The organism is Dechloromonas agitata is5 (assembly GCF_000519045.1).
GTDB classification, from domain to species: Bacteria; Pseudomonadota; Gammaproteobacteria; order Burkholderiales; family Rhodocyclaceae; genus Azonexus; species Azonexus agitatus.
In genome coordinates this window covers 234,289-247,624 of record NZ_KI912532.1, presented here as the reverse complement: position 1 = coordinate 247,624, position 13,336 = coordinate 234,289, and the positions used below count along the sequence as shown (strand labels likewise).

General features: G+C 65.7%; 15 protein-coding genes. 9 read left to right on the top strand and 6 right to left on the bottom strand.

Annotated features, from left to right (window positions below; genetic code table 11):
• Window positions 1-73: 73 nt before the first annotated feature.
• Window positions 74-2,353 (top strand): NADP-dependent malic enzyme, encoded by a 2,280-nt coding sequence (locus K420_RS0101275; RefSeq protein WP_027456453.1) that lies wholly within the window; start codon window positions 74-76, stop codon window positions 2,351-2,353.
• Between the two features lie 104 nt (window positions 2,354-2,457).
• Window positions 2,458-3,525 carry a D-alanyl-D-alanine endopeptidase gene (pbpG, locus tag K420_RS0101270; RefSeq protein ID WP_027456452.1) on the top strand — a complete coding sequence of 356 codons (1,068 nt, stop codon included), beginning with the start codon at window positions 2,458-2,460 and terminating at the stop codon, window positions 3,523-3,525.
• 70 nt (window positions 3,526-3,595) lie between these two features.
• Here the strand turns inward: pbpG and K420_RS0101265 are convergent, their stop codons facing one another.
• The gene (locus tag K420_RS0101265) at window positions 3,596-4,324 is read right to left on the bottom strand and encodes an IclR family transcriptional regulator (RefSeq protein ID WP_084019727.1); all 729 of its coding nucleotides are present in this window, start codon (window positions 4,322-4,324) and stop codon (window positions 3,596-3,598) included.
• A gap of 131 nt (window positions 4,325-4,455) precedes the next feature.
• On the opposite strand from K420_RS0101265, the gene K420_RS0101260 reads away from it, so the two are divergent.
• Genes K420_RS0101260 through K420_RS0101240 form a run of 5 tightly spaced genes read left to right on the top strand, consistent with a single transcriptional unit; the run spans window position 4,456 to window position 8,944 of the window.
• Window positions 4,456-5,184: a (Fe-S)-binding protein gene (locus K420_RS0101260; protein ID WP_027456450.1), complete on the top strand. Its 729-nt coding sequence runs from the start codon at window positions 4,456-4,458 to the stop codon at window positions 5,182-5,184.
• Complete coding sequence (locus K420_RS0101255) at window positions 5,181-6,626, top strand: lactate utilization protein B (protein WP_332308155.1); 1,446 nt, start codon at window positions 5,181-5,183, stop codon at window positions 6,624-6,626. Before K420_RS0101260 ends, K420_RS0101255 begins: the two co-directional genes overlap by 4 nt.
• Window positions 6,627-6,628: 2 nt before the next feature.
• Window positions 6,629-7,327 (top strand): aldehyde dehydrogenase family protein, encoded by a 699-nt coding sequence (locus K420_RS0101250; RefSeq protein ID WP_027456448.1) that lies wholly within the window; start codon window positions 6,629-6,631, stop codon window positions 7,325-7,327.
• Between the two features lie 4 nt (window positions 7,328-7,331).
• Window positions 7,332-8,285 carry a D-2-hydroxyacid dehydrogenase gene (locus K420_RS0101245; RefSeq protein ID WP_027456447.1) on the top strand — a complete coding sequence of 318 codons (954 nt, stop codon included), beginning with the start codon at window positions 7,332-7,334 and terminating at the stop codon, window positions 8,283-8,285.
• Window positions 8,282-8,944 carry a LutC/YkgG family protein gene (locus K420_RS0101240; RefSeq protein ID WP_027456446.1) on the top strand — a complete coding sequence of 221 codons (663 nt, stop codon included), beginning with the start codon at window positions 8,282-8,284 and terminating at the stop codon, window positions 8,942-8,944. The genes K420_RS0101245 and K420_RS0101240 overlap by 4 nt, the downstream gene beginning before the upstream one ends.
• 18 nt (window positions 8,945-8,962) lie before the next feature.
• On the opposite strand, the gene K420_RS0101235 is transcribed toward K420_RS0101240, so the two are convergent.
• Window positions 8,963-9,385: a PAS domain-containing protein gene (locus tag K420_RS0101235; RefSeq protein WP_027456445.1), complete on the bottom strand. Its 423-nt coding sequence runs from the start codon at window positions 9,383-9,385 to the stop codon at window positions 8,963-8,965.
• A 119-nt stretch (window positions 9,386-9,504) separates the two neighbouring features.
• Here K420_RS0101235 and K420_RS0101230 point away from each other — a divergent pair, with 119 nt between their 5' ends.
• Window positions 9,505-10,320, top strand: coding sequence for a ferredoxin--NADP reductase (locus K420_RS0101230; RefSeq protein WP_198293781.1), 816 nt, complete (start codon window positions 9,505-9,507; stop codon window positions 10,318-10,320).
• 89 nt (window positions 10,321-10,409) lie between these two features.
• On the top strand, window positions 10,410-10,625 hold the full coding sequence (locus K420_RS0101225; protein WP_027456443.1) for an RNA-binding S4 domain-containing protein: 216 nt from the start codon (window positions 10,410-10,412) through the stop codon (window positions 10,623-10,625).
• 99 nt (window positions 10,626-10,724) lie between these two features.
• On the opposite strand, the gene K420_RS0101220 is transcribed toward K420_RS0101225, so the two are convergent.
• From K420_RS0101220 to K420_RS0101205, 4 genes are all read right to left on the bottom strand, one after another.
• Window positions 10,725-11,282 (bottom strand): 1-acyl-sn-glycerol-3-phosphate acyltransferase, encoded by a 558-nt coding sequence (locus tag K420_RS0101220; protein ID WP_027456442.1) that lies wholly within the window; start codon window positions 11,280-11,282, stop codon window positions 10,725-10,727.
• A 10-nt stretch (window positions 11,283-11,292) separates the two neighbouring features.
• Window positions 11,293-11,523, bottom strand: coding sequence for a hypothetical protein (locus K420_RS0101215; protein ID WP_027456441.1), 231 nt, complete (start codon window positions 11,521-11,523; stop codon window positions 11,293-11,295).
• A gap of 82 nt (window positions 11,524-11,605) precedes the next feature.
• Window positions 11,606-12,250: a DUF47 domain-containing protein gene (locus K420_RS0101210; RefSeq protein WP_027456440.1), complete on the bottom strand. Its 645-nt coding sequence runs from the start codon at window positions 12,248-12,250 to the stop codon at window positions 11,606-11,608.
• The gene (locus tag K420_RS0101205; protein ID WP_027456439.1) at window positions 12,247-13,290 is read right to left on the bottom strand and encodes an inorganic phosphate transporter; all 1,044 of its coding nucleotides are present in this window, start codon (window positions 13,288-13,290) and stop codon (window positions 12,247-12,249) included. The genes K420_RS0101210 and K420_RS0101205 overlap by 4 nt, the downstream gene beginning before the upstream one ends.
• Window positions 13,291-13,336: the final 46 nt, after the last annotated feature.

The following is a 13,336-nucleotide window of genomic DNA, read 5'->3' as shown; positions in this document are numbered from 1 at the left end:
AATTGAGGCGCACCGTGCTATGATCTTTCGCGATTCAAAACGGCGTTTCACAATACAAAACGGAGACAAGGAAATGGATCCTCGACAGCTACGCGAAGCCGCGCTCTACTATCACCGCCAGCCGAAGCCCGGCAAGATCGCGGTAACCCCGATCAAGCAACTGACCAACCAGTACGACCTGTCACTGGCCTATTCGCCCGGCGTCGCCTACGCCTGCGAGGAAATCGTCGCCGACCCGGCCCAGGCCAGCACGCTGACCTCGCGCGCCAACCTGGTGGGGGTCATCACCAATGGCACCGCCGTCCTCGGTCTCGGTGCCATCGGCCCGCTGGCCGCCAAGCCGGTCATGGAGGGCAAGGGTGTCCTGTTCAAGAAATTCGCCAACATCGACGTCTTCGATCTCGAAATCGAAGAGCGCGACCCCGACAAGCTGATCGACACCATCGCCTCGCTGGAGCCGACCTTCGGCGGCATCAACCTGGAAGACATCAAGGCACCGGAGTGCTTCTACATCGAGAAGAAGCTGCGCGAGCGGATGAAGATTCCCGTTTTCCATGATGACCAGCACGGCACCGCCATCGTCGTCGGTGCCGCCATCCTCAACGGCCTGCACCTGATCGGCAAGGATCTGTCCAAGGTCAAGATCGTCACCTCCGGCGCCGGCGCCGCGGCGCTCGCCTGCCTTGACCTGCTGGTCATGCTCGGTGCGCCGGTCGAGAACATCTGGGTCACCGACATCAAGGGCGTCGTCTATGAAGGCCGTGTCGAGGAAATGGACGAGATCAAGGCGCGTTACGCCAAGCGGACCGACGCCCGCACGCTCGGCGAGGTCATCGCCGACGCCGACGTCTTCCTCGGCCTCTCCGCCGGCGGTGTGCTGAAGCAGGACATGGTCGCCAAGATGGCGGCCAACCCGGTCATCATGGCGCTGGCCAACCCGACCCCGGAAATCCTGCCCGAGCAGGTCAAGGCCGTACGCAACGACGCGATCATCTGCACCGGCCGTTCGGATTACCCGAACCAGGTCAACAACGTGCTGTGCTTCCCCTTCATCTTCCGCGGTGCGCTCGATGTCGGTGCGACGACCATCACCGAAGAAATGAAGATGGCGGCGGTCAAGGCCATCGCCGAACTGGCCCGCGCCGAGCAGTCGGAAGTCGTCGCTTCGGCCTATGGCGAGAAGATCTCTGGCTTCGGCCCGGAATACCTGATTCCCAAGCCCTTCGACCATCGCCTGATTGTCAAGATCGCGCCGGCCGTTGCCCGGGCCGGCATGGAGTCCGGAGTTGCCACCCGGCCGATCCAGGATTGGGATGCCTACCTGCAGGGGTTGAACGAGTTCGTCTATCACTCCGGCCTGATCATGAAACCGGTTTTCTCGCAGGCCAAGCTGGCGCCCAAGCGCATCGTCTTTGCCGAGGGCGAGGATGAGCGCGTGCTGCGCGCCGTGCAGGTAGTGCGCGACGAAGGCATCGCGATGCCGATCCTGATCGGCCGTCACGCCGAGATCAATCGCCGCATCGAGGCGGCCGGTTTGCGCATCCGCGAGGGCGAGGATTTCGAGGTGGTGCATTCCGAGAACTGCAGCTTCTTCGAGGCGCATTACGAGGAGTTCTGGACGACCTACCACCGCATCATGGAACGCAAGGGCGTTTCGCCCGATTACGCCCGCCGCGAAGTGCGTCGCCGCAATACGCTGTATGGCGCGCTGATGGTCAGGCTGGGCTACGCCGACGGCCTGATCTGCGGTACCTTCGGCCGCCACGAGACGCATCGCGAATATGTCCAGAACGTCATCGGTACGCGCCAGGGGCTCGATCGCTACTACGCGATGAACCTGCTGATGCTGCCCGAGCGCACCGTGTTCATCGGCGACACCTATGTCAATTACGATCCGACTGCCGAACAGCTGGCCGACATGACCCTGCTGGCCTGCGAGGAAATCCGCAATTTCGGCATCACGCCGAAGGTCGCGCTACTCTCGCACTCGACGTTCGGCACTGAAGACACGCCGACCTCGCTGAAGATGCGCGAGGTGCTGGCGCAACTCAGCGAGCGGGCGCCGGAACTGGAAGTCGAGGGGGAAATGCACGGCGATGCGGCGCTTGACGAGCAGATTCGCCTCAAAACCTTCCCCAATTCCCGCCTCAAGGGGCAGGCCAACCTGCTAGTCATGCCGACGCTGGATGCCGCCAACATTTCGTTCAACCTGCTCAAGATGGCGGCCGGCGACAACCTGACCATCGGCCCCATCCTGCTCGGTGCTGCCCGGCCGGTCAATATTCTGACGCCGACCGCCACGGTACGCCGGATTGTGAACATGACGGCCCTGACGGTGGTCGATGCCGGCTAAGTTGTTGCTTTAATTTGTTTTTGTATCTGCTTATTTTTATTGAAAATTATCCATCCCCTGCTAAACTTGGTTAGAATTGCCACGATTGGCAGGAGATGGTGAGAATGAAGCAGATACTGAAGGCGGCCTTGCTGGTCGGCGCCGTGTGCGGGTTGTGCGTGCAAACGCCCGTTCTCGCTGCGCAGGCCAGGAAGGCCGAGTCGACGACCGCTAAGAAACCGGGCAAGAGCGCTGCGAAAGCTGCTCCGAAGGCAGCCAGCAAGGCGTTGCCGGGCAAGACAGCGGCAGGCAAATCCGGCAAGGTGGCGGCTGGCAACACAGCCAACGGTCCGACCCGGAAAGTCGCCGCAGCCGCTAAGCCGGCCGGCAAGCCGGTTCGCGCGGCGCTGGAGATGGATGGCGATCCGCGTCGCCTGGCCCTCTACTCGGCATCGGCTCTGGTGATCGACCAGAGCACCGGCCAGCCACTGGTCGAAAAGCAGCCGGATGCCGTGGTCCCCATCGCGTCGATTTCGAAGCTGATGACGGCCATGGTCGTGCTGGACGCTAAGCTCGATTTGCAGGAGGTCATTTCCATCGGCGAAGAGGATGTCGACGGCCTGAAGGGGACGCGCTCCCGTTTGCCGGTCGGTACCACGATGACCCGCGAGACGGCCATGCTGCTGGCTCTGATGTCGTCCGAAAACCGTGCGGCGCATGCGCTGGGTCGCCACTATCCGGGTGGCATGCCGGCCTTTGTCCAGGCCATGAACAAGAAGGCCCACGCGCTGGGCATGTACAACTCCCGCTTCGAGGAACCGACCGGGCTGTCCAGCAACAACGTGTCGACGGCCCACGACCTGGCGCGCATGGTTGCCGCGGCGGCGCGTTATCCGGAAATCCGCCAATACTCGACGACGGCCGAAGCCAAGGTCGAGTTGAACGGGCGCATTCGTGATTTCGGCAACACCAATGCCCTGGTGCGTAGTGACAACTGGGAGATCGGCGTTTCGAAGACCGGCTACATCTCCGAAGCCGGCCGTTGCCTGGTGATGCAGGCACGGGTGGCCGACAAGCCGGTGGTCATCGTGCTGCTCGACTCGGTCGGCAAGATGACCCGTGTCGGCGACGCGAACCGCATCAAGCGCTGGATGGAAAGCGCCTCGCTGGCCTCGGATCGCCGCAAGACCTGACCGGTGCGGGGCGTCATGTGAAAAAGGCCGCAGCAAGCGGCCTTTCATATTTTGGGGCTGGTGCGTATGCCTACTTGCGCGGCCCGGTGTAGCCGAGGGCGTGCGACACGGCGTTTGCGGTTTTCTTGACCTGTAGCGCCCAGTCCGGATCGTGGCGGTCGGCCGGAGCGGAAACCGAGAGGGCGGCGACGATCTGGCCTTCGTCGTCATGGATCGGTGCGGCAACGCACTTGAGCCCGAGTTCGGCCTCCTCGTCGTCGTAAGCGATGCCGTGGCGGCGCACCTTGTCCAGCTCCTTTTCCAGCGCGGCGAGCGTGGTCAGCGAATGCGGCGTCTTGCCAGGCAGGCCCGTGCGCTTGGCATATTCACGCACCTTCTGCGGACCATCGGTGGCCAGGAAGAGCTTGCCGAGCGAGGTCAGGTGCAGTGGTGCACGGCCGCCGACGAGATAGACGACGCGAACCAGGGCGCGGCCGGAGGAGGTGCGTTCCAGATAGACGATCTCGTCGTCGTGGCGGGCACCGAGGTTGATCGCCTCGCCGATTTTTTCATGCAGTTCCTGCATGAAGGGCAGGGCGACTTCGCGCACGTTGATGCGTGATTTGACGATGTTGCCCAGTTCGAGCAGCCGGATGCCGAGGCGATACGTGCCGGCATCTTGACGTTCGACAAAGCGGGCAGCGCTCATCGCTGCCAGAATGCGGTGCGCCGTCGATGGATGCAGTTCGGTGGCAAGTGCCAATTGTTTGAGACTGGCGGCATCGGGTGACGCGGCAAGCGCGTCGAGCAGCGACATCATGCGCTCGATGACCTGGATGGAGCCGGGTGCCTTGGCGGCCCCGCTGACTGCTTCGGACAACTGGATTCCTTTATTGGTATGGTTTGAGTAGCATTGGCCACTTCTCTTTTCTTGTGCGGCGCAATATTAGCATGCGCGTAGCCCTCTACGTTACCTGTCTGGTGGACCTGATGCGCCCCTCCGTGGGCTTTGCGGCCTTGCGCCTGCTCGAAGCGGCCGGCTGCGAAGTCCTTGTTCCGGAAGGACAAACCTGCTGCGGCCAGCCGGCCTGGAGCGCCGGCGAACGGGCGCTGGCCGCCGAGTTGGCGAAGAAGGCCATCGGTGAGCTGGAAGGCTACGATACCGTGGTGATTCCCTCCGGTTCGTGCGCCGATCAGATCCGCAACATCTATCCGCAACTGCTGGCCGACGATGCGGCCTGGAGTGCGCGTGCCCGGGCGCTGGCCGAACGGGCCTACGAACTGACCGCTTTCCTGGCCGACGTGCTGCAGGTGTCGGCCGTGCCGGCCGCGTTCGACGGCAGCGTGACTTATCACGACTCCTGCAAGGGCTTGCGCAGCCTCGGCATCAAGCGCCAACCGCGCGCCCTGCTCGCCAAGGTGCCTGGCCTGACGCTGAAGGAAATGAGCGAATGCGAGGAGTGCTGCGGCTTTGGCGGCGCTTTTTCGGTCAAGTTCGGCGACGTGTCGACGAAAATCGTGGACCGGAAATGCGAGTCGATTGCTGCCGCGGGGGCGGATGCCGTGGTCGGCGGCGATCTGGGCTGCCTGATGAACATCGAAGGTCGCCTGCGTCGGCGCGGCGACGAGACGACACGCGTCCTGCATATTGCCGAAGTTCTGGCCGGGGGGGGGACGTGAGCGCTGCCGCCAGACATTCGCAGGCCATGCACTTCCAGGCGCGGGCCGGCGAGAAAGTGCGCAACCCGGTGTTGCAGCGCGCCCTGCAAAAGGCCAAGCCGCTGTTCGTCGGCAAGCGGGCCAAAGGCATCGCCGCCTTGGCCGACGATGCGCTGGATTTCGAAACCCTGCGCACCACGTGCGAAGGTATCCGTAACCGGACGCTGGCTGATCTCGATGTCTGGCTGGATATTTTCGAGGAACGGGCCACCGCGAGTGGCGCCGAGGTGCTGTGGGCGCGCGACGGTGAGGAGGTCGGCCGGCTGGTCGTCGACATCGCCCGCCGCCATGGAGTGAGCAAGGCGGCCAAGTCGAAGTCGATGCTCTCCGAAGAGGCGCACCTCAACGAAGCGCTGGCCGCTGCCGGCATCCGGCCGGTGGAAACCGATCTCGGCGAATACATCGTGCAACTGGCCGGTGAAACGCCGTCCCACATCATCGCTCCGGCTGTGCACAAGACCATCGAGGAAGTCGAGGCACTGTTCGCCAAGGAGCACGGGCGGCCCATCGAAACCCGTACCTCGGCTGATATTCCGGACATGACCCGCGAGGCGCGCCAGGTGCTGCGCCAGCACTTCCTGACGGCTGAGATGGGCATCACCGGGGCCAATTTCCTGATTGCCGAAACCGGCACCGCCGCATTGGTGACCAACGAAGGCAACGGCCGCATGGTGACGACGCTGCCCAAGGTGCATGTCGTGGTCACCGGCATCGAGAAGGTCATACCGACGCTGGAGGATTTCGCTACGCTGATGCGCTTGCTGCCGCGCTCGGCGACGGGGCAGAGCATTTCCAATTACGTGTCGCTGCTGACCGGTACCCAGCGCGAAGGCGAGCACGACGGCCCGCAGAAGACAGTCTTCATCCTGGTCGACAACGGCCGCGCCAATCTGCTCGGCTCGGCTTACCAGGACATGCTGCGCTGTATCCGTTGCGGTGCCTGCATGAACCATTGCCCGGTCTATTTTTCCCTCGGCGGCCACGCTTACGGCTGGGTCTATCCGGGGCCGATGGGCTCGGTCCTGACACCGCTGTACACCGGCATCGAAAACGCCCTCGATTTGCCGCATGCCACCACCGGCTGCAACCAGTGCGGCAGCGTCTGCCCGGTGCGTATCCCGCTGCCCAGACTGATGCACCAATTGCGCACCGATCAGGTCGAGCGCGGCCTGCGCCCGTTGAGCGAGCGCCTGGCGTTCAAGGCCTGGGCCTGGCTGGCCGGGCGTCCGGCGCTCTATCGCTGGCTGACCCGGCGGGCTGCCCGTTATCTGAGCTGGTTGGCCGGCGAAGACGGCCGCATCCACATTTTCGGCCTGGCGCCGGGGTGGACGGCCGGGCGCGACCTGCCGGTCGCCGGCAACCGGACTTTTCACGAACTCTACAAGGCAAGAAAGCGAGCTTGAGCATGGAATTTGCAACCGAAGGCCCGATGGCCATCCCGATGTGGGTCAACGGCCACGCCTTTTTGACGGTCCCCCAGGATTTCTACACCGTGACCAATCCGGCCACGGGCGAAGCGACCCATCGCGTACCGCTATGCGGTGCCAGCGAAGCCGCCTCGGCGGTGCAGGCGGCGCAGGCGGCGCAGCCGGAATGGGCGATGATGGGCATGCCGGCCCGCCGTGTCTGCCTGGGCCGCCTGGCCGATGCCCTGGAACACTACGCCGGGCACTTCGCCAAGCTGCTGACGCAGGATTGCGGCTTCGATGCAGAACGGGCGACAGCCGAAGTCGGTGAGGCCGTTGCCGCCCTGCGCAGCGCGACCGTCGGCCAGACCGGCGTGATCGGCCTGGTGCTTGATGCGGAGCGCCCGCTGGCCGGCTTTGCGAATAGCATGGCGCCAGCCCTGCTGGCCGGTGCAACGCTGGTCGTCAAGCCCAGCCCGAAGGCTCCCTCGGCCGTGTTTGCGCTGTGCGAACTGACCAGCCGCGAGGAATGGCCGGCCGGTGTGGTCAACCTGCTGCAGGGCGACGTCGCGGCGATCGAGGGCTTGTGCGCCAGCACCATTGAACGCCTGGTTTATTGCGGCAACGCCGCGCTCGGGGCGCAAGTCGGCGCCATCGCCGAGGCCGCCGGCAAGGCCTTCGAACTGCAGGCGGCCTGAAGCCGTGCGCATCGTCCAGCTGGAGGCGGAGTCGCTGATCGCTGCCGTGCGGCGGCCGGCCTTCGCCCATGAATGGGTCGAGTATCCCGCCACGCTGCCGGGGCAGGTCGTTGAGCGCCTGCGTGGCGCGGCTGTGGCGATCACCAACAAGGTGCCGCTCGATGCTGCGGCCATCGCCGCGCTGCCCGAACTGAAAATGATCGCCGTCTCCGCCACCGGTACCAACAACGTCGATCTCGATGCCTGCCGGGCGCGCGGCATCGTCGTTTCCAACATTCGCGGCTATGCCGAGCACACCGTGCCCGAGCATGTCATCGCCCTGCTCCTTGCCCTGTCACGCAACCTGGTCGCCTGGCGGGAAACCCTGCTCGCGGGGTGCTGGCAGCAATCCTCACAGTTCTGCCTGTTCGACCACCCGATCCGCGACCTGCATGGCGCCACGCTCGGCCTGATCGGCAGCGGCACGCTGGGCAACGGTGTCGCCCGGCTGGCCGAGGCCTTCGGGATGCGCGTGCTGCGCGCCGAGCGCAAGGCGGCGGCAACGGTACGGCCCGGCTACACGGCGTTTGGCGACGTGCTGGCACAGGCCGACGCGATCAGCCTGCATTGCCCGCTGACGCCCGAAACCACCGGCCTGATCGGCGAGGCCGAGTTGCAAGCCATGAAGCCCTCGGCCCTGCTCATCAACACGGCGCGCGGCGGCATCGTCGATGAAGCGGCGCTGATCCGGGCGCTCACGGAGGGCTGGATCGCCGGCGCCGGCTTCGATGTCATCACCGCGGAACCGCCGCCGGCCGGGCACCCGATGGTCGATCCGGCACTGCTCGCCCGGCCCAACTTCCTGCTTACGCCGCATGTCGCGTGGTCGAGCCGGCCGGCGATGCAGGCGTTGGCCGATCAGTTGATCGACAACATCGAGGCCTTTGCGGCCGGCACGCCGCGGAACCAGGTGGCATGAGCGCCAAGCAGGAAATCCTCGACCGGGTGCAGCATGGTGTCGGCAAGGGCTATTTCGCCCAGCGCCGGGCCGCTGCACTGGCGGTGCTGGAGGCAAAAGCCCGGGGCCCGCAACCGGCCATCCCGGGCGCGCTGGTCGACCGCTTCCGCGAGAAGGCCGAAAGCCTGGCCAGCACGCTGGCCGGCGTCGTCACCTGGGAAGCGGTACCGGGCGCTGTGGCCGACTACCTGGCGGCGAACCGGCTCGGCAGTCAGGCCGTCGTCACGCCGGAAATCGCCCGCCTCGACTGGGCCGGCTGCGGCATGACGGTCGACGCGCGGGGGGCGGTCGATGCCGATCAGGTGGGTGTCACCGGCTGCTTCTGCGCCGTCGCCGAAACCGGCACGCTGGTCCTGCTTTCCGGCGCCGACACGCCGGCTACTGTCAGCCTGCTGCCGGAAACGCACATCGCGCTGGTCGATACGGCGCGTATCGTTGCTACCATGGAAGACGCCTTCGCCCTGCTCCGCGCCGAACGCGGCGAAGTGCCGCGCGCCATCAATTTCATCTCCGGGCCATCCCGGACCGGCGACATCGAGCAGACCATCGTCCTTGGCGCCCATGGGCCTTGCCGGGTGCATCTGGTACTGGTCGGCGAGGGCGCGCTGCCGCCCGCTTGATCCGACCGGGATCGGCGTTCAGGCTTGCCCGGTGTTGCGGGCGGCCTTTTCGCGCTGTACGCGCTCCGTTGCATCGCGGGCGACGGCGACCGAGCCGATGACCTCACCGGTGGCCGCACAAACCATGGCGAAGCTCATCTCGACGTAGAGGGTTGCGCCGGATTTGTGCAGGGCACGGGTGACGGTCGGGCGACCATTCAGGCGCGTCCGGCCGCTCGCGATGGCGGCATTGAAGCCGCGCCAGTGGGCCTCGCGCAGGCGTTCCGGGATGATGATGTCGAGGCTCTGGCCAATGGCTTCGGCGGCGCTGAAGCCGAACATCGTTTCGGCCGCCGGATTCCATAGCTCGATCAGCCCTTGGCGGTCGGCGTGGATGACGGCTTCCATCATGCAGGCGAGCACGCGCTCGGCCAGGGGCGAATCGGTTTGCGTAGCGGACATGGGCGTTCCTAGGGCTGGGCGGGGAGCGTCCATTCTGCATGAGGCGGGAACAAAATGCTGCAGTCCGGGCACCAATCGATATGGCGTTTCGCCGTTGATCCACCATCGAGAGGGAAGCCATGCGCCCGATGCCCGAATTCCGCCGCCCACCGCCCGACCCGCTGGAAAAGGCGACGGCGGAACGCATCCTGAGCATCCGCCGGTGGAGCGAAAAGCTGTTCTCCGTGCGAGTGTCGCGCTCGCCCGCCTTCCGCTTCACCCCCGGGCAATGGGTTCGCCTCGGCATGCCAAGCGGTAGCGGCCTGCCGGGCAGCGTCATCTGGCGGCCCTATTCGATGGTCAGCGCCGACTACGACGAATACCTTGAGTTCTTCTCCATCCTCGTGCCGGGCGGCGCTTTCAGCAGCCGGCTGGCGGCGGCCGATATCGGCGACATGCTCTACGTCGAAAAACTGCCCTACGGCTACCTGACGGCTGCCCGCTTCACCGGCGGGCGCCACCTCTGGCTGCTGGGCAGCGGCACGGGCGTCGCGCCCTACCTCTCGATCTTGCGCGATCCGGATGTCTGGCAGCGTTACGACGAGCGCGTGCTGGCCTACAGCGTCAGCCAGGCGCGTGATCTCGCCTATCGCGACGAACTGGCCGCCTTGGCGGACGACCCCTTGCTCGGCACTGACCGCCCGCCGCTGCGCTTCGTCGCCATCGTCACCCGGGAAACCGTGCCGGGGACGCTGCAGGCCAGGCTCCCGGCGTTGATCGCCGACGGCAGCCTGGAGCAGGCGGCCGGGCTCGACCTGACGCCGGAGGACAGCCGCATCCTGGTCTGCGGCAACCCGCAGATGCTGGACGACGTGCGCGATGCGCTGCTGGCCCGAGGGCTGCGCCCGGATCGCAGCGCGGCGCCAGGGCATTTCGCGACGGAGAACTACTGGTAGCGTCGGGCCAGACGAGGGTGTGCCGTGGGTGGGCGGTCTACAATGGCGGCCGGGGCAGCAATTCCGCTGCCCGTTTCAGGAAGACGACCATGACCATCCGCTTTGCCGTGCGCGGCGACCATATCCAGCTCGACCAACTGCTCAAGGCGACCGGCCTGTGCGAATCCGGCGGGGCGGCGCATGCGGCCATCGCCGAGGGGCGGGTGAAGGTGGATGGCGCGGTGGATACGCGCAAGCGGGCCAAGCTGCGGCCGGGGCAGGCAGTGGTATTTGGCGGCGAGACGGTGGAACTGGTGGCGGAGTAAGCCGCCTTCAAGCCCAAGGGCGAGCATCCCGCGCCGAGAGGTCAGCCGAGCAAGGGTAGGGAAGGGGTGCTCTCCGAGCTGCGGCGTTGAAAAACGGATTCACGCCAGCCAGCGAACCGGCGAGGCGAGTTCGGGGTGTTTGCCCGAGCGGCCGGCATAGTGGCTGGCGATGGTGGCGATGTCGGCGGCCGGGTCGCCGGTGAGGGTGACGTAGGCGAGGATGCCGGCCTCACGTCGGGCGTAGTCGACGCAGCCGAGGGCGACCGGCACGCCGGCCGTGAGGGCAATGCGGTAGAAGCCGCTTTTCCAGCCTTCGGTGCGGCGGCGGGTGCCTTCCGGGGCCATGATCAGCTGGCAGTGCGCGTCGCAGGCGAAGCGTTCGATCATCTGGTCAACGAAGCCGGTGCGCTGGCGGCGGTTGACCGGGATGCCGCCGAGTCGCTTGAGCAGCGGGCCAGTGGGCCAGAAGAACAGGCTGTCCTTGGCCGCCCAGTGGGCGCGCAGGCCGAGGCCCAGACCGGTGAGCAGGGCGTAGAAGCCATCCCAGTTCGAGGTGTGCGGGTAGGCCAGGATGAGCATGCGGGCCGGGCGGTTGGCCGGCTCGATGAGTTGCCAGCCGAGGGCCTTGAGGATCAGGCGGGCGAGGGTTTGCAGCAAGGGGCGTTACTCAGCGGGGCGCCTTGCCGAGGATGTCGGCAGCCGCTTCGTGGGCTGCCGCATCTTCGTTGGCCGGGCGCGGGGTGAAGTAGGCGAGCCATTCGTCTTCCGACACCGTGGTTTCCTCGACGGTGGGAATGCGCCTTTCGGTTTTGCGCCGCCGCTCCTTCCAGCCGCTGGGGGGGCCGAGATCCTCTGTGCGCCGGTCATTCGGGGCGCGTACCTTGTGCTCCTTGCTCATCTCACGCTCCCCCTCTTGTAGTTTTCTATGACTTTGGGCCTATTTTATTTGATCCCCATGGCGGCAGGGCGTTTCGTGGCGATCAGCACATCTTGACCACGATGTCGTGCAGTGTGTTGGCGCAGTTGGCCATGCGGTCGGCGGCGTTGGACAGGTGGCGATAGATTTCGCGGCGCTTGAACATGTGGATGTAGTCGTCGCCGACGAACAACTCGGCGATGGCCCGGCGGTAGTTCTTTTCGACACGGCGTTCGGCCTTGCGCGCGATGTCGGCATCTTCGGCGGCGAGGGCGGGCTCCTTGGCGAGCCGGGCGTAGCCCTGGACCAGCGCGTCGGTGCCGAGCTTGATGTGCATGGCCATTTCCAGGCAATGCTTGTCGGGCTTGAGGTCGAGCACTTCCATTTCGCTGACCGTGGTCTTGCAGTAATTGACGATCTCGTCGAGGTCGACGATGGCGCGGTAGAGGTCTTCGCGGTCGATCGGTGTCGAGAACGCCTCGTTCAGCGTGTGCAGGTTGCGGATCTTGACCCGGTCGGCCTCGTGCTCGTCCTGGCGTATGCACTGGCCGACGGCGGCATCACCGGTTTCCATGAACTCGACCAGGCGCCCGGTGGTATTGGTGACATATTGGCACTGCTCGGTGAGCAGGGCGAAGAAGTCGGGCATCTTGGGAAAGACGCGTTCGAACAGGCGGCGGAAGATCGAGGGCGGGGTGTCTTCGCTCATGGTTTGCCTCCGAGGAAGAGATTGACGAGGGCGTAGGCCTGGATGGCGACCAGCGCAGCGCCGGGGATGGTGACCATCCAGGTCGTCGCGATGTCCTTGGCCTTGGCCCAGCGCACGGCGCGCGGGCGTTCCGAGGCGCCGATGCCCATGATCGAGGTGGCGACGACATGGGTGGTGGACACCGGGGCGCCGCCCAGCGAGGCGGCCATGATGACGCCGGCCGAGGTGAGTTGCGAGCCGAGGGCGTGGATCGGGCGGACGCGGTAGATGGCGAAGCCGAGGGTGCGCACGATGCGCCAGCCGCCGGAGAGGATGCCGAGGGTAATGGCCGAGGCACAGGCAAGCATGACCCAGAACGGCACGGCGAAACTGGGGATGAAACCGCCGAGGAGCAGGACGAGGGTGAGGATGCCCATGCTCTTTTGCGCATCGTTGGCGCCGTGGGCGAAGGCGAGGCCGGCGGCGGTGACGAATTGCAGGCCGCGCAGGCGGGCGTTGGCAGCGGGGTTGGCGGCCATCAGCAGCCTGTTGAGCAGACGGTGGATGGCGAAGCCGACCCAGAAGCCGATCAGCGGCGAGAGTACCAGGGCGGCGAGTACCTTGACGATGCCGGTCAGGTGGCCGTCGGCCAGTTCGGCAAAGCCCCAGACGACGTGGTCGGGGCCGGCCGACACGACGACGGCGCCGATCAGTCCGCCGACCAGGGCGTGTGACGACGAGGAGGGAATGCCGAAATACCAGGTGGCGAGGTTCCAGACAATGGCACCGATCAGGCCGCAAAGCAGGATGGCAAGCGAGAGCAGTGGTGCGACGTCGTCCATCCTGACGAAGCCGCCGATGGTGTCGGCGACGGCGGTGCCGCCGAGCAAGGGACCGAGGAATTCGAAAAAGCCGACGATGACCACAGCCTGGGCCGGTGTCATGGCGCGCGAGGCGATCACGGTGGCGACGATGTTGGCCGCGTCATGGAAGCCGTTGGTGTAGTCAAACACCAGCACGATGGCAATCGTGACGATGGCGAGCAGGAAGAGCGGGTCCATGCGCTGCACCCCCGGCAGGCGGGGCGTGTCTCCGTTTTGTGGTTTT

What these genes read in the sequence shown, in the direction of transcription:
- K420_RS0101275 (WP_027456453.1), top strand. Translation starts at nt 74, where the DNA reads ATGGATCCTCGACAGCTACGCGAAGCCGCGCTCTACTATCACCGCCAG.
- pbpG (WP_027456452.1), top strand. Translation starts at nt 2,458, where the DNA reads ATGAAGCAGATACTGAAGGCGGCCTTGCTGGTCGGCGCCGTGTGCGGG.
- K420_RS0101265 (WP_084019727.1), bottom strand. Translation starts at nt 4,324, where the DNA reads ATGATGTCGCTGCTCGACGCGCTTGCCGCGTCACCCGATGCCGCCAGT.
- K420_RS0101260 (WP_027456450.1), top strand. Translation starts at nt 4,456, where the DNA reads ATGCGCGTAGCCCTCTACGTTACCTGTCTGGTGGACCTGATGCGCCCC.
- K420_RS0101250 (WP_027456448.1), top strand. Translation starts at nt 6,629, where the DNA reads ATGGAATTTGCAACCGAAGGCCCGATGGCCATCCCGATGTGGGTCAAC.
- K420_RS0101240 (WP_027456446.1), top strand. Translation starts at nt 8,282, where the DNA reads ATGAGCGCCAAGCAGGAAATCCTCGACCGGGTGCAGCATGGTGTCGGC.
- K420_RS0101235 (WP_027456445.1), bottom strand. Translation starts at nt 9,385, where the DNA reads ATGTCCGCTACGCAAACCGATTCGCCCCTGGCCGAGCGCGTGCTCGCC.
- K420_RS0101230 (WP_198293781.1), top strand. Translation starts at nt 9,505, where the DNA reads ATGCGCCCGATGCCCGAATTCCGCCGCCCACCGCCCGACCCGCTGGAA.
- K420_RS0101225 (WP_027456443.1), top strand. Translation starts at nt 10,410, where the DNA reads ATGACCATCCGCTTTGCCGTGCGCGGCGACCATATCCAGCTCGACCAA.
- K420_RS0101215 (WP_027456441.1), bottom strand. Translation starts at nt 11,523, where the DNA reads ATGAGCAAGGAGCACAAGGTACGCGCCCCGAATGACCGGCGCACAGAG.
- K420_RS0101210 (WP_027456440.1), bottom strand. Translation starts at nt 12,250, where the DNA reads ATGAGCGAAGACACCCCGCCCTCGATCTTCCGCCGCCTGTTCGAACGC.
- K420_RS0101205 (WP_027456439.1), bottom strand. Translation starts at nt 13,290, where the DNA reads ATGGACCCGCTCTTCCTGCTCGCCATCGTCACGATTGCCATCGTGCTG.